This window comes from Chelativorans alearensis, from assembly GCF_010993735.1.
GTDB lineage: Bacteria > Pseudomonadota > Alphaproteobacteria > Rhizobiales > Rhizobiaceae > Chelativorans > Chelativorans alearense.
The window spans coordinates 130,289-154,975 of sequence record NZ_WQNI01000008.1 but is presented as its reverse complement, the minus strand read 5'-3'; the positions used below and the strand labels follow the sequence as shown (position 1 = coordinate 154,975).

The 24,687-nt window shown below is 62.9% G+C and carries 23 protein-coding genes; 10 read left to right on the top strand and 13 right to left on the bottom strand.

Annotated features, from left to right (window positions below):
- Positions 1-28: 28 nt before the first annotated feature.
- Positions 29-1,684: a thiamine pyrophosphate-binding protein gene (locus GPJ75_RS13715; protein ID WP_163268896.1), complete on the bottom strand. Its 1,656-nt coding sequence runs from the start codon at positions 1,682-1,684 to the stop codon at positions 29-31.
- Between the two features lie 4 nt (positions 1,685-1,688).
- Positions 1,689-2,432 carry a FadR/GntR family transcriptional regulator gene (locus GPJ75_RS13710; RefSeq protein WP_163268895.1) on the bottom strand — a complete coding sequence of 248 codons (744 nt, stop codon included), beginning with the start codon at positions 2,430-2,432 and terminating at the stop codon, positions 1,689-1,691.
- Positions 2,433-2,603: 171 nt separating this feature from the next.
- Here GPJ75_RS13710 and GPJ75_RS13705 point away from each other — a divergent pair, with 171 nt between their 5' ends.
- The 8 genes from GPJ75_RS13705 to GPJ75_RS13670 all read left to right on the top strand — a co-directional run bounded on the left by GPJ75_RS13705 (position 2,604) and on the right by GPJ75_RS13670 (position 10,239).
- Positions 2,604-3,521, top strand: a complete 918-nt coding sequence (locus GPJ75_RS13705) for an NAD(P)-dependent oxidoreductase (RefSeq protein ID WP_163268894.1) — start codon at positions 2,604-2,606, stop codon at positions 3,519-3,521.
- 27 nt (positions 3,522-3,548) lie between these two features.
- The gene (locus GPJ75_RS13700) at positions 3,549-4,532 is read left to right on the top strand and encodes a TRAP transporter substrate-binding protein (RefSeq protein ID WP_163268893.1); all 984 of its coding nucleotides are present in this window, start codon (positions 3,549-3,551) and stop codon (positions 4,530-4,532) included.
- Between the two features lie 51 nt (positions 4,533-4,583).
- On the top strand, positions 4,584-5,870 hold the full coding sequence (locus GPJ75_RS13695) for a TRAP transporter large permease (RefSeq protein ID WP_163268892.1): 1,287 nt from the start codon (positions 4,584-4,586) through the stop codon (positions 5,868-5,870).
- A gap of 1 nt (position 5,871) precedes the next feature.
- Positions 5,872-6,387 (top strand): TRAP transporter small permease, encoded by a 516-nt coding sequence (locus tag GPJ75_RS13690; protein WP_163268891.1) that lies wholly within the window; start codon positions 5,872-5,874, stop codon positions 6,385-6,387.
- Positions 6,384-6,695, top strand: a complete 312-nt coding sequence (locus tag GPJ75_RS13685; protein ID WP_163268890.1) for an NIPSNAP family protein — start codon at positions 6,384-6,386, stop codon at positions 6,693-6,695. The genes GPJ75_RS13690 and GPJ75_RS13685 overlap by 4 nt, the downstream gene beginning before the upstream one ends.
- 501 nt (positions 6,696-7,196) lie before the next feature.
- Complete coding sequence (locus tag GPJ75_RS13680; RefSeq protein ID WP_163268889.1) at positions 7,197-8,174, top strand: Bug family tripartite tricarboxylate transporter substrate binding protein; 978 nt, start codon at positions 7,197-7,199, stop codon at positions 8,172-8,174.
- Positions 8,175-8,242: 68 nt separating this feature from the next.
- Positions 8,243-8,707, top strand: coding sequence for a tripartite tricarboxylate transporter TctB family protein (locus tag GPJ75_RS13675; RefSeq protein WP_163268888.1), 465 nt, complete (start codon positions 8,243-8,245; stop codon positions 8,705-8,707).
- Positions 8,707-10,239: a tripartite tricarboxylate transporter permease gene (locus tag GPJ75_RS13670; RefSeq protein ID WP_163268887.1), complete on the top strand. Its 1,533-nt coding sequence runs from the start codon at positions 8,707-8,709 to the stop codon at positions 10,237-10,239. Before GPJ75_RS13675 ends, GPJ75_RS13670 begins: the two co-directional genes overlap by 1 nt.
- Before the next feature lie 102 nt (positions 10,240-10,341).
- On the opposite strand, the gene GPJ75_RS13665 is transcribed toward GPJ75_RS13670, so the two are convergent.
- On the bottom strand, positions 10,342-10,548 hold the full coding sequence (locus GPJ75_RS13665; protein WP_163268886.1) for a hypothetical protein: 207 nt from the start codon (positions 10,546-10,548) through the stop codon (positions 10,342-10,344).
- A 324-nt stretch (positions 10,549-10,872) separates the two neighbouring features.
- Between GPJ75_RS13665 and katG the strand changes: the two genes are divergently transcribed.
- Positions 10,873-13,065, top strand: a complete 2,193-nt coding sequence (gene katG, locus GPJ75_RS13660; protein ID WP_163268885.1) for a catalase/peroxidase HPI — start codon at positions 10,873-10,875, stop codon at positions 13,063-13,065.
- A 280-nt stretch (positions 13,066-13,345) separates the two neighbouring features.
- Here the strand turns inward: katG and GPJ75_RS13655 are convergent, their stop codons facing one another.
- From GPJ75_RS13655 to GPJ75_RS13635, 5 genes are all read right to left on the bottom strand, one after another.
- Entirely contained in the window at positions 13,346-14,605 is a 1,260-nt protein-coding gene (locus GPJ75_RS13655; protein ID WP_163268884.1) for a sensor histidine kinase, read from the bottom strand.
- A 2-nt stretch (positions 14,606-14,607) separates the two neighbouring features.
- Positions 14,608-15,306, bottom strand: coding sequence for a response regulator (locus GPJ75_RS13650; protein ID WP_163268883.1), 699 nt, complete (start codon positions 15,304-15,306; stop codon positions 14,608-14,610).
- 39 nt (positions 15,307-15,345) lie between these two features.
- Complete coding sequence (locus GPJ75_RS13645) at positions 15,346-15,882, bottom strand: Spy/CpxP family protein refolding chaperone (RefSeq protein WP_163268882.1); 537 nt, start codon at positions 15,880-15,882, stop codon at positions 15,346-15,348.
- Positions 15,883-16,076: 194 nt separating this feature from the next.
- The gene (locus tag GPJ75_RS13640; protein WP_163268881.1) at positions 16,077-17,252 is read right to left on the bottom strand and encodes a low temperature requirement protein A; all 1,176 of its coding nucleotides are present in this window, start codon (positions 17,250-17,252) and stop codon (positions 16,077-16,079) included.
- 33 nt (positions 17,253-17,285) lie between these two features.
- The gene (locus GPJ75_RS13635) at positions 17,286-17,999 is read right to left on the bottom strand and encodes a phosphoribosyltransferase (protein ID WP_163268880.1); all 714 of its coding nucleotides are present in this window, start codon (positions 17,997-17,999) and stop codon (positions 17,286-17,288) included.
- 138 nt (positions 18,000-18,137) lie between these two features.
- Between GPJ75_RS13635 and GPJ75_RS13630 the strand changes: the two genes are divergently transcribed.
- Positions 18,138-19,307, top strand: a complete 1,170-nt coding sequence (locus tag GPJ75_RS13630; protein ID WP_163268879.1) for a M20 aminoacylase family protein — start codon at positions 18,138-18,140, stop codon at positions 19,305-19,307.
- A gap of 7 nt (positions 19,308-19,314) precedes the next feature.
- Here GPJ75_RS13630 and GPJ75_RS13625 read toward each other — a convergent pair whose 3' ends face one another.
- From GPJ75_RS13625 to GPJ75_RS13605, 5 genes are read right to left on the bottom strand one after another with little or no spacing between them, the layout of a single operon-like run.
- A complete protein-coding gene (locus GPJ75_RS13625) occupies positions 19,315-21,102 on the bottom strand; it encodes an adenine deaminase (RefSeq protein ID WP_163268878.1) in 1,788 nt (595 codons plus the stop codon).
- The gene (locus GPJ75_RS13620; RefSeq protein ID WP_163268972.1) at positions 21,099-22,019 is read right to left on the bottom strand and encodes a nucleoside hydrolase; all 921 of its coding nucleotides are present in this window, start codon (positions 22,017-22,019) and stop codon (positions 21,099-21,101) included. Before GPJ75_RS13620 ends, GPJ75_RS13625 begins: the two co-directional genes overlap by 4 nt.
- Positions 22,020-22,027: 8 nt before the next feature.
- A complete protein-coding gene (locus tag GPJ75_RS13615; RefSeq protein WP_163268877.1) occupies positions 22,028-23,053 on the bottom strand; it encodes an ABC transporter ATP-binding protein in 1,026 nt (341 codons plus the stop codon).
- Positions 23,046-23,825 carry an ABC transporter permease gene (locus tag GPJ75_RS13610; protein ID WP_159588307.1) on the bottom strand — a complete coding sequence of 260 codons (780 nt, stop codon included), beginning with the start codon at positions 23,823-23,825 and terminating at the stop codon, positions 23,046-23,048. The genes GPJ75_RS13615 and GPJ75_RS13610 overlap by 8 nt, the downstream gene beginning before the upstream one ends.
- Complete coding sequence (locus GPJ75_RS13605) at positions 23,822-24,649, bottom strand: ABC transporter permease (protein WP_163268876.1); 828 nt, start codon at positions 24,647-24,649, stop codon at positions 23,822-23,824. Before GPJ75_RS13605 ends, GPJ75_RS13610 begins: the two co-directional genes overlap by 4 nt.
- Between the last annotated feature and the right edge of the window lie 38 nt (positions 24,650-24,687).

The window sequence follows — 24,687 nt, the reverse complement described above, 5'->3', positions numbered from 1 at the left end:
GCCGGCCGGCAGGGCCGATGCACCTTCCCTACAGAACCAGCCTTGGCGACAGCGCTTTTGGGTCGATTTGGAGTTCCAGGATGGCCGGTTGTCCGGATGCCTTGGCGCGGGAAAAGGCGGCGGGAAAATCATCGTCGCGCGATACTGTCTCGCCATAGGCGCCATAGGATTGTGCGAGTGCCGCAAAGTCCGGGTTGACGATGGTCGTTCCCGAAACGCGCCCAGGGTAGTGCCGTTCCTGATGCATCCTGATCGTACCATACATGCCGTTGTTGGAGACCAGGACGATGATATTGGCGCCGTACTGGCAGGCGGTGCCGAACTCCTGCATCGACATCTGGAAGCAGCCGTCACCGGCAAGGCAGACGATGTCCCGCTCGGGATGGGTGAGCTTGGCGGCGACGGCGGCAGGCAGACCGTAGCCCATCGAGCCCGAGGTCGGGGCAAGCTGTGTCCGCCAGCTCTTGTAGGAAAAATAGCGGTGCAGCCAGGCCGAATAATTGCCGGCGCCGTTGGTGAGGATGGCGTCGTCAGGCAAGATCTCGGAAAGGTGCCGGATCACGTTTTCCATCTTCAAAGCGCCGGGTGTTTCGGCAGGCTTGTGCCATGCTTCGTAGTCGGCGCGGGCCTCGTGGCGCCAACTGCCCCAGGCAGAAGGAGCGAAGGGGGTTGCGGCGGCGAGCTTCCTCAAAAGTGCTGCGGGTCGGGCCGCGATGCCAAGGCTCGGGCGGTAGACGCGGCCGAGTTCGTCGGGATCGGGATAGACGTGGATAAGGTCCTGCGCGGGCTGCGGGATGTCCACCAGCGTATAGCCGCTCGTCGTCATCTCACCGAGCCGCGCGCCCAGCACCAGCAGGAGGTCCGCCTCGCGCACCCTTTTGGCCAGCTTCGGATTGACGCCGATGCCGATGTCGCCGACATAGCAGGGATGCCGGTTGTCCAGATAATCCTGGCAGCGGAAGGAGGCGCCGACCGGCAGGTCATGGGCTTCGGCGAAGCGAGCCATGTCGCGAGCGGCTTCCGCCGACCAGCCGCCGCCACCGACAATTGCAAGCGGGCGCGATGCTTTTTTCAAGGCGGCGAGAATCTCGTCGACCGCCTCCGGCGAGACCTCCATGCGGGGCACTGCGGCCCTCGGTGCATCGGCGACCTCGGCATGCGCCGACAGCATGTCCTCCGGCAGGGCAAGCACCACCGGTCCTGGTCGACCGGACATCGCCACATGAAAGGCGTGGCTGACATATTCCGGGATGCGCTCTGTGAGCTCTATCTCCGCCACCCATTTGGCGAGCGGCCCGAACATCTGCCGGTAGTCCAGTTCCTGAAAGGCCTCGCGGTCACGCTGGTGGCGTGCCACCTGACCGACGAAGAGGATCATCGGCGTCGAATCCTGGTAGGCGACATGGACGCCGGCCGATGCGTTGGTGGCGCCGGGGCCACGCGTCACGAAGGCGATGCCCGGCTGTCCGGTCAGTTTGCCATGGGCTTCGGCCATCATCGCGGCGCCGCCTTCCTGCCGGCAGACAATGGTGTCGATGCCACTCTCGTAGAGGCCATCGAGCGCGGCTAGGAAACTCTCGCCAGGAACGGAGTAGACGCGCTCCACGCCCTGTATCTTCAGCTGATCGATAAGAATTTTGCCGCCGTGACGCAGGCCGCCGCGGGCGTCGGTCTGTTTCAGCATGGTCTCACACATCCGCAATGTCGGCGCGGTCGGCAAGCCGTTGCGCGGCGCGTTCGAAATGGTCGCGGGTGGTTTTCCTGGCGGCTTCCGTATCGCCGGCACGGATCGCCTCGAAGACAGCCTGATGCTCGGCGAGCACAGCCGTTCCCCACTCGGTCGCCTTGGCGTTCTTGACCGCCACGGAATGCAGATTCTCGAAAATCTTTGCCTCGATCATGCCAATGAACTCGACATAGTAATCGTTGCTGGAAGCCTCCGTGATGGCGCGGTAGAAGGCGAATTCGGCGTCAACACGCCGCTCGACGGCGTCGTCGCCCTGGGCGATGGCCGAAACCATCTCCTGCAGAAAGCTCTCAATGCCGGCGAGCTGGCCGACGGTGCGCGCCGTGGCGGCAAGGGCGGAGGCGTCGGCCTGCACGCCGGTCCGCAGTTGCAGCAGCTGCACGAGTTGCTTGCGCTTTTCGAAACACGCGGGGCTGATGCGGAAAGCACTGCGCTGCCGGGCCTCGGTGACGAAGGCGCCGACGCCCTGACGAGCCTGAATGACGCCGTCATATTTTAGAAGCGAGATAGCCTCCCGCACCACTGTGCGTGCGACACCGAACTGGTCCGAGAGAGATTGCTCGGTCGGCAGCCTGTCTCCCGGCTTCAATTGGCCCGCCTCGATCGCCGAGGAGATGTTCTTGGCGATCTCGTCGGGCAGTCGGCGCGGGCGGTCGATCTTGGGGAATAGCTCTGGATGCTGCACGGGACCTCTTTCTGCCTGGTTCGCGTCCGGCTTGTCGTGCCGTCCTGGTTACCCGGTCTCCGGCCACCGGACAATCACTCGTACTAGGGGATAGCGATAAAACAGTTGTCTGACAATCTGTTTTATGATTGTCTTGCTGTGAAATCGCATTGCAAGCCATAGGGAGGAACGATGCGGGAGCCTGCTTCGCCGCATGTGGGATTTGTCGGTTTGGGAGGAATGGGCCGCGGTCTCGTCAAGAATCTGCTCAAGCGCGGCATAACCGTTACGGTACATGATATCGACGCAAGCGCCGTCGCAGTCGCCGTCGGGCAGGGGGCTCGCTCCTGCGACGACGTGGCGGCCATCGCCGCCGAGGTGGATGTCTTTGCCGTCTGCATCACCACCGCGGAAGCCGTGCGCGAGATGGCGCTGGGGCCGGGCGGCGTTCTCGACGCGATGCGCGAGGGGGCGATCTTCCTGGATCACACGACGGTCTCTCCGCAGCATGTCGATCTGATGCGCGGCGAATGCGCGGCGCGCGGCATCGCCTATGCCGAGGCGCCGATGACGCGCACCCCCGCCCATGCCGATCGCGGCAAGGTCAATGTCCTGTTTGGCGGGGAGGCCGAGCTTCTGGAGCGGCTACGGCCTGTCTTCGACTGTTATGCCGAAAACATCTTCCATGTCGGCCCGGCCGGTCACGCCATCCGCCTCAAGCTGATCCACAACTACATCGCCTTCGCCAATGTCGCTTCCTGGTGCGAGGGGTTTGCGCTCGCCGCCCGCGAGGGGCTCGACATGAGCAAGGTGATTTCCATCATCTCCGCCGCCGGCGGCAAGTCCGGCATGATGGATCTCTATGGCGAGATGACGCTCAGACGCGATTTCACACCGCACATGTCGCTCGCCAACGCTCAGAAGGACATTCGCTACTACGCGCATTGGCTGGAGGAGGCAGGGCTGCCCGGATTCATGGCGGAATCGGTGCACCAGACCTACGCGCTCGCCTCGATCATGGGACATGCCGGCGAAAGCTGCACGGCGGTGATCAAGGCTTATGAGCAACTGACGGGGATCGAGGCGAAACTGCCCGATCCCAAAACCTGACCCGACAAGCATACCAGGGAGGAAATCATGCTTGGAAGACGGACTGCACTGGCTGCGATTACCGCCATATCCATGATGTCGCCGCTGGCGGCGCACGCCGCCGAGGTGACGCTCAAGCTGGCGCATTTCGCGGCCGAGACCCATCCGGGCCACATCGCCGCAAAGCAGTTTGCCGAGCGTGTCGCCGAGCGCACGAGTGGGGCGGTCGAGGTCGAGCTCTATCCTGCCAACGAGCTTGGCTCGCCGCCCGAACAGCTCGAGCAGACCGTTCTGGGCGTCGTCGATATGAACCTGCCGACCCATGGCGGGCTCGACAAATACGAAAAGGCCTTCGCGACTGTGATGACGCCGTTCGCGTTTCGTGACTACGATCACGCCCATCAGGTGCTCGACGGCCCGTTCACGGAATGGGCGGCACCCAGGCTGGAGGAAGACGGGCTTGTCATGCTCAGCCACTGGGAATACGGCTTCCGCAACATCACCAACGGTGTCCGCCCCATCAATGCGCCTGACGACGTGAAGGGGCTGAAGCTGCGCACGCCGCCGGAACTGCAGATCGTCGCCGCCGTCGAGGGGCTTGGCGCGAGCACGGCGCAGATCGCCTTTCCCGAGTTGCCAAACGCGCTCAACCAGGGCGTGGTCGACGGCCAGGAAAACCCGATCGGCGTGATCTATCACTTCAAGCTCAACGAACTCCAGGACCACCTGGCGCTGACCCGCCATGTCTATAACAGCATGGTGCATGTGGTTTCGAAGGCTTCCTGGGACAGGCTGACGCCGGAACAGCAGACCATCATCCGCGAGGAAAGCACCGCCGCCGGCGCCCTGATGCGCAAGCTGGTGCAGGAGCAGGAACAGGAGGAGGTTGCCGCGCTCGAGGCGGCGGGTATGAAGGTGACGCGGCCCGATCTTTCGGCATTCGCGGCGCTTATGGGGCCCGCGCGTGAGCGTGTGGCCGAATATGCGGGCGAGGAAAACATGAAAACCTTCCTCGGTTTCCTCCAGAAATAACAACGGATGGGAGGAAGGGCTTCCTTCCTCCCATCGAACGGGACCTGCTTCATGCTTGCCCTCGTCATCCTCCTGTGTTTGCTCGCGCTCATCTTCCTCGGTGTGCCGGTTGCAGTCGCCCTCGGCGCGGTGGCCGCGGGCTTCTACATCGTCTCCGGCGATTTCGGCGTTCTGTCGATGCTGCCGCAGCGTATGTTTTCGGCCACCACCGCCTTCACGCTGCTTGCCATTCCCTTCTTCATTCTGGCGGGAAACCTGATGAACACGGGCGGCATCACCCGCCGCATCTTCCGCTTCGCCAATGCCTGTGTCGGCCATATCCGCGGCGGTCTCGGCCAGGTGAATGTACTGGCGAGCCTGATCTTTTCCGGGATGTCTGGGGCCGCGGTGGCCGATGCCGCCGGGCTTGGCCAGGTCGAGTTCAAGGCCATGACCGACCGCGGATACGACCCGGAATTCTCCGCCGCAATCACCGCCGCCTCCTCGACCATCGGGCCGGTCTTCCCGCCGTCCATTCCCTTCGTGCTCTATTCGTCGATCACCGGCGTCTCCGTCACGAAGCTCTTTCTGGCCGGCGTCATTCCTGGGCTGCTGATGGCCGTCGCCCTGATGGCGTCGGTCTATCTGATCTCTGTCCTCACCCGCATGCCGCGCGAACCGCGCGCCTCGCTGCGCGAAATCGCGACCAGCTTCGCCGATTCGGCGCTGTCGCTGTTCACGCCGGTCATCATCATTGGCGGCATTTTCGGCGGCATCTTCACGCCGACGGAAGCCGGCGTGGTCGCATCCGCCTACGCACTGGCGATCTCCATGTTCGTCTATCGCGAGATCACCTGGGCGCACCTGCCGGCCGTGCTCTGGGACACGCTAGTGCACACGGTGCGAGTAATGTTCGTTATCGCCGCCGCCGGCTTCTTTGGCTGGCTCCTGATCCATCAACGCATCCCCAACCAGCTCATTTCGGCGATGCTCGGCCTGTCGGACAGCCCCGCCGTCATCATGGGCATCGTCATCCTGATCCTGCTGGTGCTTGGCATGTTCCTGGAGGGCATCGCCGTCATCGTGCTGTGCGTGCCGCTGTTCCTGCCGGTCGTGCAGCAATACGGTATCGACCCGGTCCAGTTCGGCGTCGTCATGATCATGTGCTCGATGTTCGGTCTGTTGACACCGCCGGTCGGGATGGTGCTGTTCGCTGTCTCCAGCATCAGCGGTCTGACGGTCGGGCGGCTGAGCCGTGCGCTGCTGCCCTATTTCATCGGTCTCGTCGCGGTTCTCGTCATCGTCGCCTGGCTGCCGGCGGCCTCCATCTGGCTGCCGACACTGTTGATGGGGCCGTGAGATGAGAAGCATCCTGACAGCGATCGACCATGCGGTAGGCCTTGTTCTGCGTGCCGTTGCCGGCCTCTGCCTCGTGGCCCTTTTCATCGTGCTTTTCGTCAATGTGGTCTCGCGGACGCTCGCCGTGTGGTCGCTGCCCTGGTTCAATGAAGTTGTCGAGGCTTTGTTCGCCTGGATGGTCTTCATCGGCGCCGCCGCACTCTGGCGCGAGAAGGAGCATTTTCGCGTCGACTGGCTGGAGACGGCTCTGGGGGAGGGGGGGCGGCGCGAAGCTCTGCGGGTACTGCTCGGCCTTCTGTCGCTCGCCTTTCTCGGGCTGATGGTCTGGACCGGACTCGATCTGACGCTGCGCAGCCGCGCTCTCACGCCGATCCTGAACATCCCCGTAGCCTTCCTCTACGTGTCCATCCCGCTCTCGGGCTTCATAATGCTCGTCTACAGCGTGGCGCATCTTTGCCGCGACGCTTGCATCTTCGTCACGTCATCCCACCCAGCAACACAAGAGACCGAAGCATGATACTCGACCACCGCACCTACACCTGCCGCCCAGGCACGATCAGGAAGCACCTGGCGCTTTACGAGGCTAATGGCTGGGCGATTCAGTCGAAGCATCTGGGCAGGCCGGTTGTCTATGCCGCGGTCGAGACTGGCGACGTCAACAGCTATGTCCACATCTGGGTCTATGAGGATGCCGCCGACCGCGAGGCCCGACGCGCCGCCCTCCAGACCGACCCCGCCTGGAAGCGATATCTCGAGATGAGCGCGGAGGCCGGCTACCTTATCAGCCAAAAGAATCAGATCCTGAAGCCGGTGCCGTTTTTCTAAGTATGGGAGCCATGAGACGTGCCGTCTTATCATATGAATATGAGTTTTATCATATCACTTGGCTCCCGCCGGTTCGGCGCGAAATCTAGTACGGGGGTTGTCCGACCTCGTGTCCGCACAGTTCCACCGCCTTGCCGGGGAAAGAGCCCGCAGAGTAAGCAAACTAGGCAGATTGCAGAGGATAGGAGTGAGGCGCTTTCCAGAGAGCGGGGTGGTTACCTGCATTCCGGCAGCTTGCCCAGGCGCTACCGTGCGCTGACGCCGTGCTTTTAAAATGGCATCTGATGACGAGTCATCTTGACGATTTTCCTAAGTCATCATATGACTTGGCGACATATCAGATCAGGCGACCTGCTGGCTGGGCGCCATTGCATGCCGCTGAGGCGTTCGGCTCTCGGCGAGAGGAAGGGAGCTGTCCGCCGCAAAGGATTGCTCGCCAGAAGACGCGTTCTCATGAGGCGCGTGCGATGACTGCGAACTGCAATTCAGGGAGAGAGAAAAATGCGCAAGAGATTTCTGACACTGCTGGCGGCCGGCGCCATGGGCGCCTTCGTTTCCTCGGCGGCGCTGGCCGATTATCCGGAAAAGGACATCCGCGTCATCGTGCCATGGGGCGCGGGCGGCGGCACCGACGGCATCGTGCGCAAGCTCACCTCGATTGCCGAAAAGAATCTCGGTACATCGATGTATGTGGAGAACATCGAAGGCGGCATCAGCGCCACCGGCATATCGCAGGTCATGAGCGCGCGCCCGGACGGCTATACGATTGGCGCGCTGACCTATGACAGCGTGGTGACGGTGCCCTGGCAGGGGCTGCTACCCAGCTACGATCTGGACAAGCTAAAGCTGATTGCCCGTGTCACCAGCGAGCCCGACGCGATCATCGTCGATTCCGACGCGCCCTACAACACCTTCGAGGATCTCCTCGCCGCAGTGAAGGAAAACCCCGATTCTGTGAAAGTGGGGATCCAGAACATCGGCTCGCGTCTGCATCTGGCGATCCTTCAGCTTCAGGACGAGACCGACACCAAGTTCAAGATCATCGCCTATCCAGGCGGCGCGGCCCCCCAAAAGGAGGCGATTCTCAACGACGAGGTCGATGTGGCGGCGACCAGCCTTGGCGATTTCGCACCGCTTCTGGAAAGTGGCGACGTGCGCGGCATCCTCGAATTTTCCGAGACCACGAACCCGACCTTCAACACGGTGCCTACCGCCAAGGAAGCGGGCCTCGATCTGCGCATCGGCAGCTTTATCGTGCTGGCGGCGCCGGCCGGCACGCCCGACGAGGCGATCACTGCCATCGAACAGGCCTACAAGGAGGCGCTTGAAAGCGACGAGTTCCAGACGTGGGTCGCCAGCGTCGGTGTCACTCCAGACTGGCTCGGCACTGACGAGGTCACGCAGTGGGCAGACGAGACAAGCCAGACGCTGTTCAACCAGATGGACATGCTGGTCGAACAGGGCGTCATCAAGAAATAGACCGGATGCGGCCGCCGGCGGGGCTCATCCCGCCGGCGGTCACGCCAGAGCTTGTCGGGAGGCCGCCGATGGTGATGCGAGAAATGCGCTGGAGGAAGCGGCTGCTCTTGCCGCTGTTCCTCCTTGTTCTGACGACGATTTACGTGGTGGCGACATTCCGGATCACGCCGCAATTCAGCGAGGGGCTGGTAGGGCCGCGCTTCCTGCCGTTGCTGGCAGCCTTGCTCACATATGCAGCGCTTGTTCATGTCATACGGCGCGAACTGGCTTCGGATGACGAGAGCGGAAAGGGGGCTTTCTGGCAACCCGTGGCGGTAGTACTGGCGACCGCCGCCTACATCGCCCTCTTTAAGCCTTTCGGCTACAGCCTTGCGACACTCCTCTATGTCTATGCGTTGTTTCATATTTTCCACTATCAGCAGGGTCGGCCGCTACGCAGGCTGCTCTACGCGATAGCGGTGACGGCCGTCTTCTACGGGCTGTTCGCGCTGGTGTTCGGGATCAGGTTGCCGACCCTTTTGGATATTATCTGATGGATTTCCTTCTCGAGCTCTTGCAGGGCTTCGCCACGCTCGCCCGCCCGGACGTCCTGGCCTATATGGTGCTCGGCTTCATCATCGGCACTTTCTTCGGCGCGGTTCCCGGGCTGACCTCTGTCCTGGCGATCGCGCTGCTTCTGCCGATCACCTACAGCATGGATGTGGTGCCGGCGCTTGTCATGTGCGCCGCCATCTTCATGTCGGGTATGTATGCCGGCAGCATCACCGCAACGACGATCAACATACCCGGAGCGCCATCATCGATGATGACGGCCATAGAGGGTTACGCGCTGATGAAAAAGGGAGAGGGCGCCAATGCACTCGGCCATGCCGCCCTCGGCTCGATGATCGGCGGCAGCTTGGGCGCGCTTCTGCTCATGGTGCTGATGCCGCTTGCGGCCAAGGCGTCGCTGCTGATCCAGACCCCCGGCAAGTTTTCGCTGGTCCTATTCGCCCTCGTGGTGATCGTGATCGTTCAGCGTGACGCCATCGCCAAGGGGCTGATCGCCACGATGCTCGGCGTCATGATCGCGACGATCGGCATCGATGTGATGCAGCCCATCCCGCGGTTCAATTTCGGCACGGAAATGCTTGTGGAAGGCATCGATATGATGCCCATCATCATCGGCACCTTCGCCATCAGCGAAGTGCTCTACCAGGCGCATCAGAACCACGGCGACCTGCGGATTTCCCTTTCGCAGGCGGCGTCGGCAACCATCCGCCGGCGCGACTTCCTGCCCTCCTTCGCCCAGATCCGTGAGATCGGGATTATAACCTATCTGAAAAGCACGCTGCTGGGATATGGTATCGGCATCCTGCCGGGCGTCGGCGGCTCCATGGCGGCCTTCGTGGCCTATGCCGACGCCAAACGCCGCTCAAGACGCCCCGACGTCTATGGCAACGGCAGCCGCGAGGGCATTGCCGCGGCCGAAACCGCCAACAATTCCATGTGCGGCGGCGCCTTTGTACCGATGCTCATGTTCGGCATTCCTGGTGATCCGACGACGGCCATCGTCCTGGGTGTGCTCGTCATCAACGGCCTGCAACCGGGGCCGCGCCTGCTGGAAACGCAGACGGATCTCATCGCGCCCATGTTCGCCTCGCTCTTCGTAAGCGCGCTGGTGCTCATACCTCTGACGCTGTTCCTCCTCGGTCCGTGGTTCGTGCGGATCGTGTCGATCCCCAAGGGGCTATTATACGCCTGCATCGCCGTGGTCGCGCTGGTCGGCAGCTATGTTGCGACCTTCTCCATCTTCCAGATGGCCCTGGCGCTGCTCTTCGGCATCCTGGCCTTCTTCCTGCGCCAACAGAACTATCCTACCGTCTCGCTCCTGCTGGGCTTCATTCTGGGGCCGGATCTCGAACAATATCTGCGCCGCTCGCTGTCCCTAAGCGACGGCAATCCGATGGTTTTCCTGACCAGTCCCGACAGCTTGTTCTTCCTCGCCCTGCTGGCCGTGTTCGTCTACTTCATGGCCATTAGGAGACCGAAGCAAGCCGGAATCGAAGGGAAAACGACAGTTTAGAGCGACACCGGGAACGTTGGCGATTGTGCCGTAGCGTAGCTGGACGGGCGCTTGTCGGCGTCGACGGTTACTGTCGACGCCGCCCCCGTTGATCTTCCCCAGCTACCCCTCGCATTTCCACATGCGCGAGAAGTCGTAGTTCCAGCTCGACGCTGGCACTTCCGCATATCCCTTTAGATCCGCAGGGATGCTGGCGCGGGGCGCGTCTCGATAAGCAATGTTGAGCGGCAGTTCGAGCACAACACGTCTCTGCCCATAAGAATCGCCATGAATCCCCAGGCGCTGCGGCTTGAGCGCCAGGTTTGTCATAATGCCATCTTATCGCTGTGATCAGTAAATCCAACTTAAATTAATGAAGTGGCTTTGGTACAATCTCAATAGGAAGTCGGGATACTCAATGTCGCGACAGTCTCACGCAGCGCCGTCCGGCGGCGCAAATCACCGATGTTCAGACCATTCAGAACACGGGCGCATCCGGCTCGATCTTGTTTCAGGACCGCCACCTGCCAGGACGGTCTCAGCAATAAGGAATTCCATCTGGCGCCTTGTCATCGCGCTGTACGCAGCCTTTGTCCCCGGACCAGTTCAATCAACGCAGCCACGAAATCATCGTAGCCCCGATCGGAGAGAAAAATGGACGCTAAGGTAGAGAAAAAGGGCGTGTGCCCGATCGCGCACGGAGCCACAAATGTGGGTATGCGGTCGAATCGCGACTGGTGGCCGAACCAATTGAACCTCAAGATGTTCCATCAGAACTCCTCCCTGTCCGATCCCATGGGCGAGGCGTTCAACTACGCCGATGAGTTCAAGAAGCTCGACCTGGAAGCGCTGAAGAAGGATCTCCATGCGCTGATGACTGACAGCCAGGAGTGGTGGCCGGCCGACTTTGGGCACTACGGGCCGCTCATGATCCGCATGGCATGGCACAGCGCTGGCACCTATCGCACCGGCGATGGCCGCGGCGGCGGCGGCACAGGGCAGCAGCGCTTTGCGCCACTAAACGCCTGGCCAGACAATGTGAACCTCGACAAGGCGCGCCGGCTGCTCTGGCCGATCAAGCAGAAATACGGCAACAGGATCTCCTGGGCAGATCTTATGATCCTAGCCGGCAACGTCGCTCTGGAATCCATGGGCTTCAAGACCTTTGGTTTCGCCGGAGGCCGCGCGGACATTTGGGAACCGGAAGAAGATGTCTATTGGGGGGTCGAGGACGTTTGGCTTGACGACAAGCGCTACAGCGGTGACCGCGAACTGGAAAATCCGCTCGCTGCCGTGCAGATGGGGCTGATCTATGTGAACCCGGAGGGGCCGAACGGCAATCCGGATCCCCTCCTTGCAGCCAAGGACATTCGCGAGACATTTTCCCGCATGGCCATGAATGACGAGGAAACCGTCGCGCTCATCGCTGGTGGTCATACATTCGGCAAAACTCATGGCGCTGGCGATGCTTCGCTTGTCGGAGCCGATCCGGAAGCCGCCGGCCTCGCAGAGCAAGGCCTCGGCTGGAAGAGCAGCTTTGGCAGCGGCAAGGGCGATGACACGATCGGTGGGGGCCCGGAGGTCACCTGGACCACGACGCCGACGAAGTGGAGCAACAACTTCTTCGAGAACCTCTTTGGCTTCGAATGGGAGCTGACGGAGAGTCCGGCCGGCGCGAAGCAGTGGGTGGCGAAGGATGCTCCCGAATCGATCCCGTATGCGCATGATCCGTCCAAGCACCGCAAACCGACCATGCTGACCACCGACCTCTCGCTGCGCTTCGACCCGATCTACGGACCGATTTCGCGCCGCTTCTACGAGAACCCGGACGAGTTTGCCGATGCCTTCGCCCGCGCCTGGTTCAAGCTGACCCACCGCGACATGGGCCCCAAGGTTCGCTATCTTGGCCCCGAGGTCCCGTCTGAAGATCTGATCTGGCAGGATCCGATTCCGGCTGTCGACCATGATCTGATCGATGCCGCGGACATCGCTGATCTCAAGACCAGGATCCTTGAAACCGGTCTCACCGTCTCCGAGTTGGTCTCCACCGCGTGGGCCTCGGCGGCCACCTTCCGCGGTTCCGACAAGCGTGGCGGCGCAAACGGGGCGCGTATCCGGCTCGCCCCCGCAAAGGATTGGGAAGTCAATCAGCCGGTACAACTGGCGAAGGTTCTCGAAGCGCTCGAAGGCATCCAGAAGGACTTCAACGCTGCGCAGACCGGTGGCAAGAAGGTCTCGCTTGCCGACCTGATCGTTCTGGCCGGCTCCGCCGGCATCGAAAAGGCGGCGAAGGCCGCCGGGCAGGACGTCGAAGTTCCCTTCGCGGCGGGCCGTATGGACGCGAGCGAAGAGCAGACCGATATAGACTCCTACAATGCGCTTGAGCCGGTCGCGGACGGGTTCCGCAACTACCTGAAGACCAAGTTCACCATCCCGGCTGAAGAGTTGCTGATCGACAAGGCGCAGCTTCTGACGCTGACAGCGCCGGAGATGACAGTTCTTGTCGGCGGTCTGCGCGCCCTGGGTGCAAACCATGGCCAGTCCAAGCATGGTGTCTTCACCAAGCGGCCGGAGACGCTGACCAACGACTTCTTCGTCAACCTGCTCGACATGGGCACGGAGTGGAAGGCCGTTTCGGAAGACGAGGAAGAGTTCGAAGGCCGTGATCGCAAGACTGGCGAACTGAAGTGGACCGGCACCCGTGTCGATCTCGTCTTCGGTTCTAACTCCCAGCTTCGGGCGCTGGCGGAAGTCTATGCTCAGGACGACGCGCAGCAGAAGTTCGTGCGAGACTTCGTGGCGGTCTGGACCAAGGTGATGAACGCTGACCGCTTCGACCTTGCCTGATACCGGTTGAGCCGTTCAGCGGCGGCCAAACGTTAGGCGCCGGGCGAACCGCATCCATGCTTGCCTGCGGTTTCCCGGCGCCGGTCTAACTCCTTGCAATCCGGACGGAAACCGGTTTCCACTTTTCCTGGAATTGCTATGCGGACACATCCTGCTCGGCAAGCAGCAGGAATAGCAGCGGGGCCCCGACCGAGCACCAGGCTCCCTTTCTAGAGACCCTACTGCTTCAGGCGGAGGCGCGGGTGAGGGGGAAAACGCGCAACCATAGACCAGCTCCAGTTCATCTTTTGGGCGGCCGATACACTGGCAATGTCACGACAAAGCAGGCGCCGCCGCCCGGTGGGGATTCGTAGCGGACCGCGCCGCCGTGGCGCTCGGCGATCTGGCGCACCAGCGCCAACCCCAAGCCCCAGCCGCCTGCTGCCTCGCTGCGCCCCGAGGGCCGGTAGAACGGCTCGAAAACGCGCGCGCTCTCGTTATCCGGTATACCCGGGCCGTGATCGCGGACCCTGAGTTCCACCGTGCTGCCTGACTGCACTATAGCGGCTGTGACTGGCGGAGCGCCGTGGCGCAGCGCGTTCTGCATGAGATTGCGCACGAGCCTGCCGAGCAGGCGTGCAACGCCTGTGACAGTCGCGGGCATGCCGGAAACCTCGACACCGTTGCGCGCCCCTTCTTCCGAGACCAGGGCGAGGAGGTCGACGTGCTCGGGCGCATCGAGCTTCTCGACATGGTCGAGCCTGCTCGCCAGCAGGATCTCATCGACCAGCGTGTCCAGCTCGGCGAGGTTGCGCACGATCTCCTCCTTGCGGCTCTCGTCAGGCGCTTGTTCATAGAGGTCGATCGCCATGCGCAGGCGCGCAAGCGGCGAGCGCAATTCGTGGCTGGCATTGGCGAGCAGTGCGCGGTGTGACTTGATCAGCCGCTCGACATGATCGGCGGCCTTGTTGAAGCTCTTTGCCACCGCCGCGACCTCGTCACTGCCGTCCTCCGGCACGCGCGCCACGAAATCGCCTCTGCCCCAGGCATCCACGCCTCCGCGTAGCCGCTCCAGCCGACGGGTCAGGTGACGCACCACCGGGTAGGCGGCGAGGCCGATGACACCGGCGATCAACACCAGATATGCAAGCGGATTGCGGCCGGTCGGGCCGAAAGGCCGCTCCATGCGCACGGCCACCGCGCGGCCGTCTGGTAGCTCCGTCACCATGGTGTGAAAGTTGCTTCGCGGGCCGTGGCGCCAGGGCCTCTCGAGGATGTCGGGTGAGAGCGGCCGGCCGGCGCCCGCGATCAGCCTGCCGTGCGGGTCGTAGACCGCTATGTCGGCGTCGAAGGCCCGTGAAAGCCGCTCCAGCATGGCCTCGACTGACCGCCGGTCCATGTCGGGCGGGATCAGCGCGGCGACAAACCGCGCGCGCTGGCTCTGCCAGCTGGACTCCTCCTCACCTTGTCCGTGCCACCAGAACACCGCGCTGGCGACAGCGACTGCGGCAAGGCTCGCCAGCAGCGTCAGGTAGATTTTCACGAACAGCCGGCTGCGCATTTCTATCTCTCGTCATCCTGAAAGCGGGCGAAGACATAGCCGGCCCCGCGCACGGTGATGATGCGCCTTGGATGCTTGGGGTCGTTCTCGATGGCCGCCCTGATGCGCGAGATGTGGACGTCGATGGAGCGGTCGAAGGCTTCCAACTCCTCGCCCTTGACCATGTCCATCAGCTGCTCGCGCGACAGCGTGCGGCCGGCATTTTCGGCAAGTGCCGTGAGCAGGTCGAACTGGTGGCTGGTCAGGGCACATTCGCGGCCGTCGATCCTGACTGATCGGGAGCCCGGATCGATCTCCAGTCGTCCAAAACGCAGGACACGCGAAACCACCGCGCCACCGTTGCGGCGGCGCAGGATCGCCTTCAGTCGTGCCAAGAGTTCGCGCGGATTGAAAGGCTTGGGCAGATAATCGTCGGCGCCGAGCTCCAGCCCGACGATGCGGTCCGTCTCCTCGCCCTTGGCGGTGAGCATCAGGATCGGCACGTCCGAAACCGCACGCATGCGCCGGCAGGTCTCGAAGCCGTCGAGGTCCGGCAGCATGACGTCGAGGATCACCGCGCCCGGCGCATGGCGGCCGAGGTCGGCAAGGCCTGCCGTGGCGGTCGTCGCGGTGTGGACGGTGTAGCCGTTTCCGGCAAGGTATTCGGCGAGCATGGCGGACAGGCGCGTGTCGTCGTCGACGATCAGGACCCGCTCCGCCATCTCTCTCGCACTCCGTTCAGTTGCCCGGCCGACCCAGTCTTACCACCGGCCGTGGCCCCTGCGCTCTTTCAAATGCTCGACGAGCTTGGCGCGCTGCTCGGGTGTCAGCACTTCGGCGGCGTCGAGGAGCGCAGTCGTCATCTTGCGCGATGCCTCTTCGATGGCCGCGATACGCTCGCTGCGCAGCTTCTCGGCGGCGGCGCGGTCGATGGTCGGCGCGCCGAGGAGTTCGATAACCTCCTCACGCGTCTCGCGGAAGTCCTGGAAAGTCGGCCTGATCTCGCCGCGCGCGTTGTCGATGATATCCCAAAGCTTGTCTTCTTGCTCGGGCGTCGCATCGAGTTCGTCGAGCACAGAGCCGATCCGGTGTTCCATAAAACCGCCACCTCCCATATGCGCGTGCATCATATGACCGCCCATGCCGAAGCTGAAACCGTCGCTGCGGGCAGCTGCAAAGCCGATCGCGCCGACAATCGCGACGGCCGCGAGGCCGCCGATCGCTGTGCGCCGACCCCAGCTCCTCGAAGCGGGTTCGCCGGCGGTCGGGCTTGCCAGGTTCTTGTCCTCGTTTTCCATAGTAGCTTCCTTTCACTCCGCAGCACCTGCTGCAATGGAGGGAAGTTAACCGCGCAACGTTTCGAGCGTTCTGGGCGAATGTAAAGAAATGTAAAGCTGGAGCGGCGCCTTCGCGGCGTGGGGTGAAGATCCTCTTGGATCGGAGCCAGGGGCTCGCAACAGTCCTTCGCTTCCTCGGATTAATTGGCGTCGTTTTACCGGCCATAAGCGGCTTGCCGGGAGGCAAGCGCCAGGAGAACGGCCAGCACGCCTGCCCCGAGGAGTAACCCTGTAAGGTGCAGTGCAAACGCGATCCAGCACCATGCCCCAAGCACCACTGCGGCGGGAAGGTAGGCCGATGGCATCTGCTTCGCCATCGTCCCATGAAAGACTGCGCTGCCTAGCAGGAAGATGACCGGTCCGGCGCCGGCGACAAGCGCAGTCGGCAGATGCACGGCCTCTGTAGGGTGGGAGACGATCTGTTCGATCGCAACCGCCACAACAATCGCGCCGCAGACCATGATCCCGTGCGCATAGGCAAGCCCGGCACGTGCCAGCCGGGTGTGTTGGGATGCGTGGGCAAATGCGTGTTCGCCCTTCTCGCTCGTATGGATAAAGTAGAGCCACCAGAGCGTGACGATCAGCAGGAAGCCCGCTGCCGCCGCCAGCACTACAGGCGCGCTCAACGGCTGACGGACCAGTATGCCGCCCAGAAGCAGGATCGACTCGCCGAGCGCGATGATGAAGACTTGCTGGTTACGTTCCAGTAGATGCAGTCCGCGCAGCGGCCAGGAATCCATCGGCGTGGTCCCCACGCCCGGCAACCAGAACCCCGCATAGGGCGCCGCATAGTCGACAATGACGGCGGCAAGCCACAGTCCGAGCCGTGCCTCCGGCAGGAAGACGCCAGCGATCCAAAGTAGGCCGGACAGGCCGCTCCAGACCCCGAGTTGAGCATAGTTGCGGCTCATCTGTTGGCCGCGGAACACCAGCGCCATATAGCCCGCGCGCAGCAAAGCCATGACGACATAGGCACCGACAAACAGGCCGGCCCGCTCCGAATAGGCGGATGGCATCGCAATCGCCATGAGCAGCGCGCATGCCATTAGCGCCACCATGAGAAGCCGGCCGCTGCGATGATCCGGATTGACCCAGTTCGCCGCCCAGGCTGTGTAGTTCCAGGCCCACCACACGGCCGCGAAAAGCGTCGCTGCCTCCAGCGCCCCGAGCCACGTTTGATGCGCCAGCAGGAAATGTGAGAGCTGGATGATCGAGAAGACGTAAACCAGGTCGAAGAAGAGTTCCATATTGGTGACGCGAGGCGACTCGCCCTCGGGCAGGTCGCGCAAGGCCTCCGTCGGAAAAAGGCGCGAAAGAATTGTCTGGCTCATGCTGCGTTCTTTGCTTTGGCTTACTGTCTTTTCCTATAGCGTCTCGGGCAACCAGCCGCCGTTGAGTGTCGGCGCCAGGGCAGGCGTCTGGAAAACGCTGATGACACGTTCGGGAAGCGTGGCGTCCTCTTCCGCAAGCGCGCTCCGCCAATGTGTCGTCTGGAGCATTGCTGCACCGATGGCGACCGGTTCGATGCCGCAAAGTTTCAGAAGCCGCAGGCCGGAGAGGATTGAACTGCCCGTGCTGATGACATCATCGATCAGAAGGACGCGTTTACCGTCGAGGAGTGGCAGTATGCGAGGGTCGGCATATAGGCGTTTTTCCTGCTCGGGACTGGTTACCGAGCGCAGCGCGACGGAGTGTTCCTCGTTATACCAGAACTTGCGCGAAGTGCTCAGCGGCACGTAGCGGCTGTGACCCAGCGCGCGGGCGACTTGTGCGGCCAACGTCAGGCCGAGCGTCGGAAGACCAACGACGATGTCCGGGCTGAACATGGACGCTTTTTCTGCAAGCGCGCTTGCAAGTGTGTCGCCAACATGGAAGCTTGCCTGGTTCACGATCAGCGAAGCCAGTGCCTTCTCACCGCAGGAAAGCACCCGGATCGGCAGGGCCAGTTGCCGCCCGTCTGGCAGCTGCGCCGGGTAGAAGACTCGGTGGCCGTCCCGCGGCGCGATCTCATAGGTGCCGGCGGGCGCAATCTCCTGCCAGAAAGCAGACGGATGGTTCTGGAAATCGGCCTGCGTCATTGTTTGCAAGATACGCTCACGTTAAAATGCGTTTGATTTCTTTGGGTTTTCGTTTCCGGACAAGGTGGTTTCCGATCCCTGGCGCACCGAAGGCAGGCGCATTATCCGGGTTGGGGCGACGATGGAAAGGGTGTTTTGATGACAAGTGTGGATGACGTGCAGGCGGATATGGATTTTCTGGTTACCCTGCGACGCGATCTGCACGCTCATCCCGAGCTTGGTTTCGAGGAGGAACGAACCAGCCAGATCGTCGCTGATCACCTTGCCGAGACCGGCGTAAAGGTGCATCGCGGGCTGGGCGGCACGGGCGTTGTGGGAACCCTGACCGTCGGCAACGGCACGCGCGCGATCGGGCTGCGGGCCGACATGGATGCGCTTGCCATGCCGGAGACCGCCGAGCGGTCTTACAAATCCACCGTACCTGGCAAGATGCATGCGTGTGGTCATGACGGCCATACGACCCTGCTTCTGGGCGCCGCACGCCAATTGGCGAAGGCGCGGTATTTTTCCGGCACCGTTCACTTCATCTTCCAGCCCGCCGAAGAGGGGCGCGGCGGGGCAAAGCGGATGGTCGACGAAGGCTTTTTCGATCTTTTCCCCTGCGATGCCGTCTATGGGCTGCACAACATGCCGGGTCTGGCGACGGATGAGATGGCGGTTGTCGCCGGGCCGCAGCTTGCCTCCTCCGACAGCTGGCATGTGACTTTCACAGGCGTCGGCACGCATGGCGCAAAACCGCATCTCGGCAAGGATCCGGTGACGGCCGCCGGTCACTTCCTGTCGAGCCTGCAGACGATTGTCGGTCGGGTTGTCGATCCTTTGCAGCCGGCGGTGGTCAGCGCCTGTTCCGTGCAGGCGGGCGATCCCAAGGCGCTCAATGTCATTCCCGATTTTGTCGAGATCGGCGGTACGGCGCGCGCCTATACGCCGCTGGTGCGCGACCAGCTGGAAGAGGAAATCGGACGGCTCGCGCAGGGCGTGGCGTCGATGTTCGGGATTACGGCCGAATATCGCTTTGTGCGACGTATTCCCCCCGTGGTAAATGCGCCGGATGCCACTGCGCGGGCGCTGGAAGCTGCCCGCCTGGTGTGCGGCGACAAGGTGCGCACCGCGTTTCCGCCCTCGATGGCGGGTGACGATTTCGCCTTCTTCTCGCAAAAGGTGCCGGGGGCCTACGTCTGGCTTGGCAATGGCCCGGCAGTCGATGGCGCGCTGCATCACAACACGGCCTATGACTTCAATGATGACGCCATCCCGACCGGTGTTAGATTTTGGACACGGTTGGTGGAGCGGGAGCTCGCGGCGTAGCCGCATCCTATTCCAGAATTTCCAGAATCGGCGTCTCCATGACGGTTGGCCGCGTGATGTCGGCGATGCCGAGATCGGTCTGGTGCGGGCCGGCGTTGCAGGCGAGCGTTGCGCCGAAGCACGCCTTGAAGACCAGATAGGGCGGCTCCCACTCGACAATATCATCCATGGCCGAACGCAGCGCGGTGAAATCACCCGCGATTTCGGCAAGCGGAGCGTCGGAGACGAGGCCGGATAGCGGCAGCGGCAGCGAAGTCGCCACCTGGCCGTCCCGTGCGACGGCCATGCCGCCGCCGGCCTCGATCACCCAATTTGCGGCGACGGCCATGTCCGCCTCGTTGCCACCGAAGACGGTGACGTTGTGGCTGTCATGGGAAACTGTCGTGCAGAAGGCGCCGCGCCAATTGCCCCAGCCGGTTAGATAACCCGTGCGGGGAATGGCCGGTCCGCGGCCGTGGCGGTGGATGACGGTGACCAGGGTCGCGCCCCTGGGCGGGACGACGAAGCCGCCCTTCACATAGGTCTCCGCCTCACCCCACTCAGTGAAGCGCGGGCGGTGGATCGTCGCGACCTTGATGCGCCGGCCCTCGGAACGCACCTTGAAATCATCGGCCGAATAGGTTGGGCAGTGGATGGAATTCTTGAGGGGAGCGGTGGAAAGCGCCGCTGGTTTCTCGATCAATTTTCCCTCTCGCGCAACGAGCGCACCGTTGGCGATCACCGCTGCCGCGCTGAATGCCGACAAATCCTCAAACAATGCTATGTCTGCCCGCCGGCCGGCGGCGACAAGACCGAGGTCGGGGCGTGCCAGCCGGTGGGATGCGTTGAGCGTCGCCGCTTGCAAGGCCCAGGCAACCGGCATGCCGTAGCGCACCAGCCGGCGCAGCACATCGTCGAGCCCGCCGGCCTGCGCCAGATCGTCGGGGAAAACATCGTCCGTGCAGAGCGTGACGGTGGAGGGCAAATGGCCGAGCGCGTTCAGCGCTGCGGCGAATTCCGGCAACAGGTGATCGTGCGAGCCGCGCAATTCGATGGTGAGGCCGGCGCTGAGCTTGGCCATCAGGTCGCCGCCAGAAGTGAGCTCGTGGTCGGAGGTGACGCCGGCGGCCATGAAGGCGTTGAGATCGGAACCGGAAAGGCCGCGCGCATGACCGCAGACGAGTTTGCCGCTTTCAAGCCCGGCCTGCACAACATCGCTGATGATCTGCGCGCGCTCGATGACGCCGCGCATGTTCATGACTTCTGCTACCCCGCCGATGCCGGGTCGGGCAAGCATGTCGGAAAGTTCCGCTTTTCCAAAGGCGGCGCCGGAACGTTCGAGGCCAGGGGCGGCAGGCACGCAGGAGGGGGCGAGCACGATGACGCGCAATGGCAGGTTGGCGCAGGCTTCAAGCGCCCAGGAAACACCGGCCAGCCCATGCACATTGGCGAATTCGTGCGGGTCCCAGACCACCGTCGTGACACCGCGTGGCAGTACAGCCTCCGCATAGGCGGCCGGCGTGATCATCGAGCTTTCGATGTGCATATGCGTGTCGATCAGACCGGGGGTCAGGATCAGACCTTCAGCGTCCAGAACCTTTACGCCGTCAGTGCGGGTGGCAGATGCGTGGACACTGGTGATCAGCTTGCCGGTGATGCCGACATCGGCCTCGCGCAGCCGGCCTGTCACCGCATCGAAAACCTGTCCTCCGCGGATGAGGAGGTCGAACGGCGCATCTCCGCGCGCGGCCGCGACTGCCCGGTCGCGCAAGGCGCGGTCGGTAAGGTCGTGGGGTTCGGCGCAACGCGCACTCATGCCCGTGCGGCCTCCAACAGGGCGCCCAGTGCCAGTTCGCGGATCCGCGCGGCGTCAGCCTTCATGCCCCACTCGGCGTTCGGCGTTGCCTGTGGGCGCTGATCGACGATGGTGCGGCCTCTCGTATGAGCACCAGCCAGTTCCATGGTCACCTGCGCCGGCTCGAAGACGAAGGCGCCGGGGGCGATAAGCGCTGCGGCGGCCACCGGGTCGTACAACGCCATGGAGCGGCGACCGCGTGTCGTTGCGATGTCGATATAGGCGCCGAAAAGATCGGTCAGGATTTCCGCCTTTCGAGATGCCGGTTTCTTCAGTGGCGCGAGGTCGTCCGGCGACACCTGCACCTGGCGGCAAAGATCGAGATCGGCCACGCGCAGCGGCAGACCGCCGGCAAGAACAATGGCTACGGCTTCCGGGTCCGCATAGGCGTTGAACTCGGCAGAAGCCGTATGATTGCCGCTTGTTGCGCCACCCCCCATCCAGGTCAGACGGCTGATCTTCGGCTTAAGGTCGGGCCGCGCGAGCACGACGGTGGCGATGTTGGTCAGCGGGCCGAGCGCCAGGATTTCGCCCGGTGTCTCAAGGTTCTCCAGCCAGGAGACAAGCGCTGCAAAGGCGCTGGAGAGGGGCACCGGCGGCGTCTCGGGCAGGGGTTTCCCGCGCGTTGGGATGCCGGTCGGGCCGAGCACGTGGGCAGGCGTCTCGACGCCACCGAGAATAGCCGTTTCAGCGCCGGTGAAGATTGGGAAGCGCCAACCAAGCAGCTCTGTCGCGCCAGCCGCGTTGCGGCGTACCTGCTCTAGCGCGGCGTTGCCGAAGACCAGCGAGACGCCGGCTATCTTCTGCGGCGTAGCTGCCACCATCATGACGGCGAGCATGTCGTCGAAGCCCATATCGGTGTCGATCCAGACCACAATCGGCTCCCTCACATGCGATCGAGGACGGCAGCGCGCTCTGTCGGCAGGTCGAAGGCGAGTCTGCTGCCAGGGGCGAAAGCGGGGGCAGTGGCGTCCATCTCGGCCTTGATCGGGCCGAGCGGCGTCTTCAACAGATATTCGCGTGTGCCGCCTGCAAAAGCCACGCCTAGGACCTCTCCCTCGAAACGGCCTTCGCCGAGTCGGACCATGCTCGGCCGCCAGGCGAGGCCGGTCGTTTGCGCGGAGAGCGGTATGGAAAGTTCGGTGGGGCCGTTTTGCGTTTGCAGCTGGCCGTCCTTGACCGGGAAGATGTTCTCGAAGCCGACGAAATCCGCCACGAAACGAGAGACCGGGCTGTTATAGACTTCCTCCGGCGTGCCGAGCTGTTCGATGCGCCCGTCCTTCATCACCACGATCCGGTCCGCCAACGCCAGCGCCTCGTTCTGGTCGTGGGTAACGAACACCATGGTGACACCGCTTTCGCGCTGTACGCGCTGCAATTCTGTGCGCATTTCGAGCCGCAGCCGAGCGTCGAGATTGGACAGCGGCTCGTCGAGCAGCAGAACCTTGGGCTGCATCACCAGCGAGCGGGCGAGCGCCACACGCTGCTGCTGGCCGCCGGAGAGTTCGGCCGGCTTGCGGCTCTGGAACTGGCCGAGCCCGACCATGGCAAGTCCATCTTCCACCTTCTTCACAATCTGGGCGGAGGGCAGCTTTTTCAGGCGCAGGCCGAAGGCGACATTTTCGAAGACGGAAAGATGCGGAAACAGCGCATAGGACTGGAAGACCAGCCCCACCTCGCGCTTGTTGGCGGGCAGGCGTGTGATGTCCTTGCCGTCGAGCGTAATGGTGCCGGAGGCTGGCTTCAGGAGCCCGGTGATGGCGCGCATGGTGGTGGTTTTGCCGCAACCTGAAGGACCCAGAAGTGCGATCAACTCTCCCTTGCGGATCGGCAGGTCCAGCCGCTCGACCGCGATGGTCTTGCCATAGGCGAGCGTCAGATCGCTCAGATTGAGGTAGGCAGCATCAGACATAACGTGAAAAACCCAGAAAGCGTTCGGCGAGGAAAACGATGGAGATCGATAGGAAGGCAAGCAGCGCGGCAAGCGCCGCAACCGATGGGTCGTAGGTAATTTCCATGTACCAGATCATGTCGATGGGCAGCGTGCGCACGCCCGGACCCGAGAGAAACAACGACACGGGAACCTGATTGAAGCTGGTGACGAAGCCGAGGATGAAGGCCGCAAGGATGCCGCTTTGAATATTCGGCAGGACGATGCGGAAGAAGGTCGCCACCCGTGAGGAGCCCAGAAGCACCGCCGCCTCCTCGATGTCGCTGCGCAGATTGTCGAGCGAGGCGGAAACAACACGCACCGCATAGGGCAGGATCAGCGCCGTGTGAGCGATGAACAGCGCTAAGCCGACGCTGACGTCGAGCGGGATCACCAGATAGCGCAGAAGCGCCAGTCCGACGATAATGCCGGGCACAATGATGGGCGCTGAGACGATGGTGCGGATTGTTTCGCCGAAGGGCAGGCGGTAGCGCGAGGCGGCATAGGCCACCGGCACACCGAGCACCAGCGCGGCCAGTGTGCCGAAGATTGCAAGAAACATCGAGAGCGCGAAGCTCTCCCGGAAACTCTCCACCTCGAAGACCTTGGCAATCCATTTCAGGGATAGGCCCTGCGGCGGAAAAGCCAGCGTCTCGCCGCCCGAAAGCGCGGCTGCGACGATGATGACGAAGGGCCCGATGAGGAACAGGAAGACGAGGGCGAGCGTCAGATAGGAATAGAGACGGGAGGTCATCGCTTGCTCCTCGCGGTGGCCAGTCGTTTGAGAAGCATGTTGGCGGAAAAGCTCATCACCATCAGGATCATGGCGATGATGCTGGCGGAGGCGAAGTCATTGGCGACGGTCACGCGCTGGTAAAGCAGCGTCTCGAGCATCAGCACCTTGGACCCGCCGAGGATGGCGGGGGTGATATAGGCCGTGAGCGATCCGGTGAAGACCAGCGTGCCGCCGATCACCAGCCCTTCCTTGGTGAGCGGCAGAATGACCTTGAGGAAGACCTGCAACCAGTTGGCGCCGAGAACGCGCGCGGCCGGCACCGCATCCTTCGGCATGTTTTCCAGCGCGCTGATGAGCGACAGGATCATGAGCGGCAGGAAGAGCTGCAACAGGCCGATGAAGACAGCCGTTTCAGTAAACAGAAACCGGAGCGGTTCGTCGGAAAGGCCGAGGCCGACAATCGCCTTGTTGACGATGCCCGTGCGCCCCAGGATGACGATCCAGGCATAGGTGCGTGCCACCGGCGAGATCATCAGCGGCATGACGACGAGGCCGATCATCCGCCCGCGCGCGGTCGGCGGCAGGGTGACGATAGCATAGGCCGTGGCGTAGCCGATCACCGCCGAGGCGGCCGTGACAAGTGCCCCGAGCTTCAGCGTGCGCCAGAAGACTACGCGGTTGAGTTCGTTATCGAAAAAGCCGGTGTAGGCCGAGAGCGTCCAACTGTCGGCGGCCCGAAAGCCTTCCGACAGGAGGATGCCGACGGGGACGAGAAAAACGATCGCCGCGAAGATAGCCGCGGGCATGGCCAGCGCCAGCGCTTCCGTCCGGTTGTGGAACATTGAACGGGACCCTTGTGTTCACCTGGGAAACGCGCAGG

Coding starts and splice junctions, on each gene's coding strand:
- GPJ75_RS13715 (WP_163268896.1), bottom strand. CDS start 1,684: ATGCTGAAACAGACCGACGCCCGCGGCGGCCTGCGTCACGGCGGCAAA.
- GPJ75_RS13705 (WP_163268894.1), top strand. CDS start 2,604: ATGCGGGAGCCTGCTTCGCCGCATGTGGGATTTGTCGGTTTGGGAGGA.
- GPJ75_RS13700 (WP_163268893.1), top strand. CDS start 3,549: ATGCTTGGAAGACGGACTGCACTGGCTGCGATTACCGCCATATCCATG.
- GPJ75_RS13695 (WP_163268892.1), top strand. CDS start 4,584: ATGCTTGCCCTCGTCATCCTCCTGTGTTTGCTCGCGCTCATCTTCCTC.
- GPJ75_RS13690 (WP_163268891.1), top strand. CDS start 5,872: ATGAGAAGCATCCTGACAGCGATCGACCATGCGGTAGGCCTTGTTCTG.
- GPJ75_RS13685 (WP_163268890.1), top strand. CDS start 6,384: ATGATACTCGACCACCGCACCTACACCTGCCGCCCAGGCACGATCAGG.
- GPJ75_RS13680 (WP_163268889.1), top strand. CDS start 7,197: ATGCGCAAGAGATTTCTGACACTGCTGGCGGCCGGCGCCATGGGCGCC.
- GPJ75_RS13675 (WP_163268888.1), top strand. CDS start 8,243: ATGGTGATGCGAGAAATGCGCTGGAGGAAGCGGCTGCTCTTGCCGCTG.
- GPJ75_RS13670 (WP_163268887.1), top strand. CDS start 8,707: ATGGATTTCCTTCTCGAGCTCTTGCAGGGCTTCGCCACGCTCGCCCGC.
- GPJ75_RS13665 (WP_163268886.1), bottom strand. CDS start 10,548: ATGACAAACCTGGCGCTCAAGCCGCAGCGCCTGGGGATTCATGGCGAT.
- katG (WP_163268885.1), top strand. CDS start 10,873: ATGGACGCTAAGGTAGAGAAAAAGGGCGTGTGCCCGATCGCGCACGGA.
- GPJ75_RS13655 (WP_163268884.1), bottom strand. CDS start 14,605: ATGCGCAGCCGGCTGTTCGTGAAAATCTACCTGACGCTGCTGGCGAGC.
- GPJ75_RS13650 (WP_163268883.1), bottom strand. CDS start 15,306: ATGGCGGAGCGGGTCCTGATCGTCGACGACGACACGCGCCTGTCCGCC.
- GPJ75_RS13645 (WP_163268882.1), bottom strand. CDS start 15,882: ATGGAAAACGAGGACAAGAACCTGGCAAGCCCGACCGCCGGCGAACCC.
- GPJ75_RS13640 (WP_163268881.1), bottom strand. CDS start 17,252: ATGAGCCAGACAATTCTTTCGCGCCTTTTTCCGACGGAGGCCTTGCGC.
- GPJ75_RS13635 (WP_163268880.1), bottom strand. CDS start 17,999: ATGACGCAGGCCGATTTCCAGAACCATCCGTCTGCTTTCTGGCAGGAG.
- GPJ75_RS13630 (WP_163268879.1), top strand. CDS start 18,138: ATGACAAGTGTGGATGACGTGCAGGCGGATATGGATTTTCTGGTTACC.
- GPJ75_RS13625 (WP_163268878.1), bottom strand. CDS start 21,102: ATGAGTGCGCGTTGCGCCGAACCCCACGACCTTACCGACCGCGCCTTG.
- GPJ75_RS13615 (WP_163268877.1), bottom strand. CDS start 23,053: ATGTCTGATGCTGCCTACCTCAATCTGAGCGATCTGACGCTCGCCTAT.
- GPJ75_RS13610 (WP_159588307.1), bottom strand. CDS start 23,825: ATGACCTCCCGTCTCTATTCCTATCTGACGCTCGCCCTCGTCTTCCTG.
- GPJ75_RS13605 (WP_163268876.1), bottom strand. CDS start 24,649: ATGTTCCACAACCGGACGGAAGCGCTGGCGCTGGCCATGCCCGCGGCT.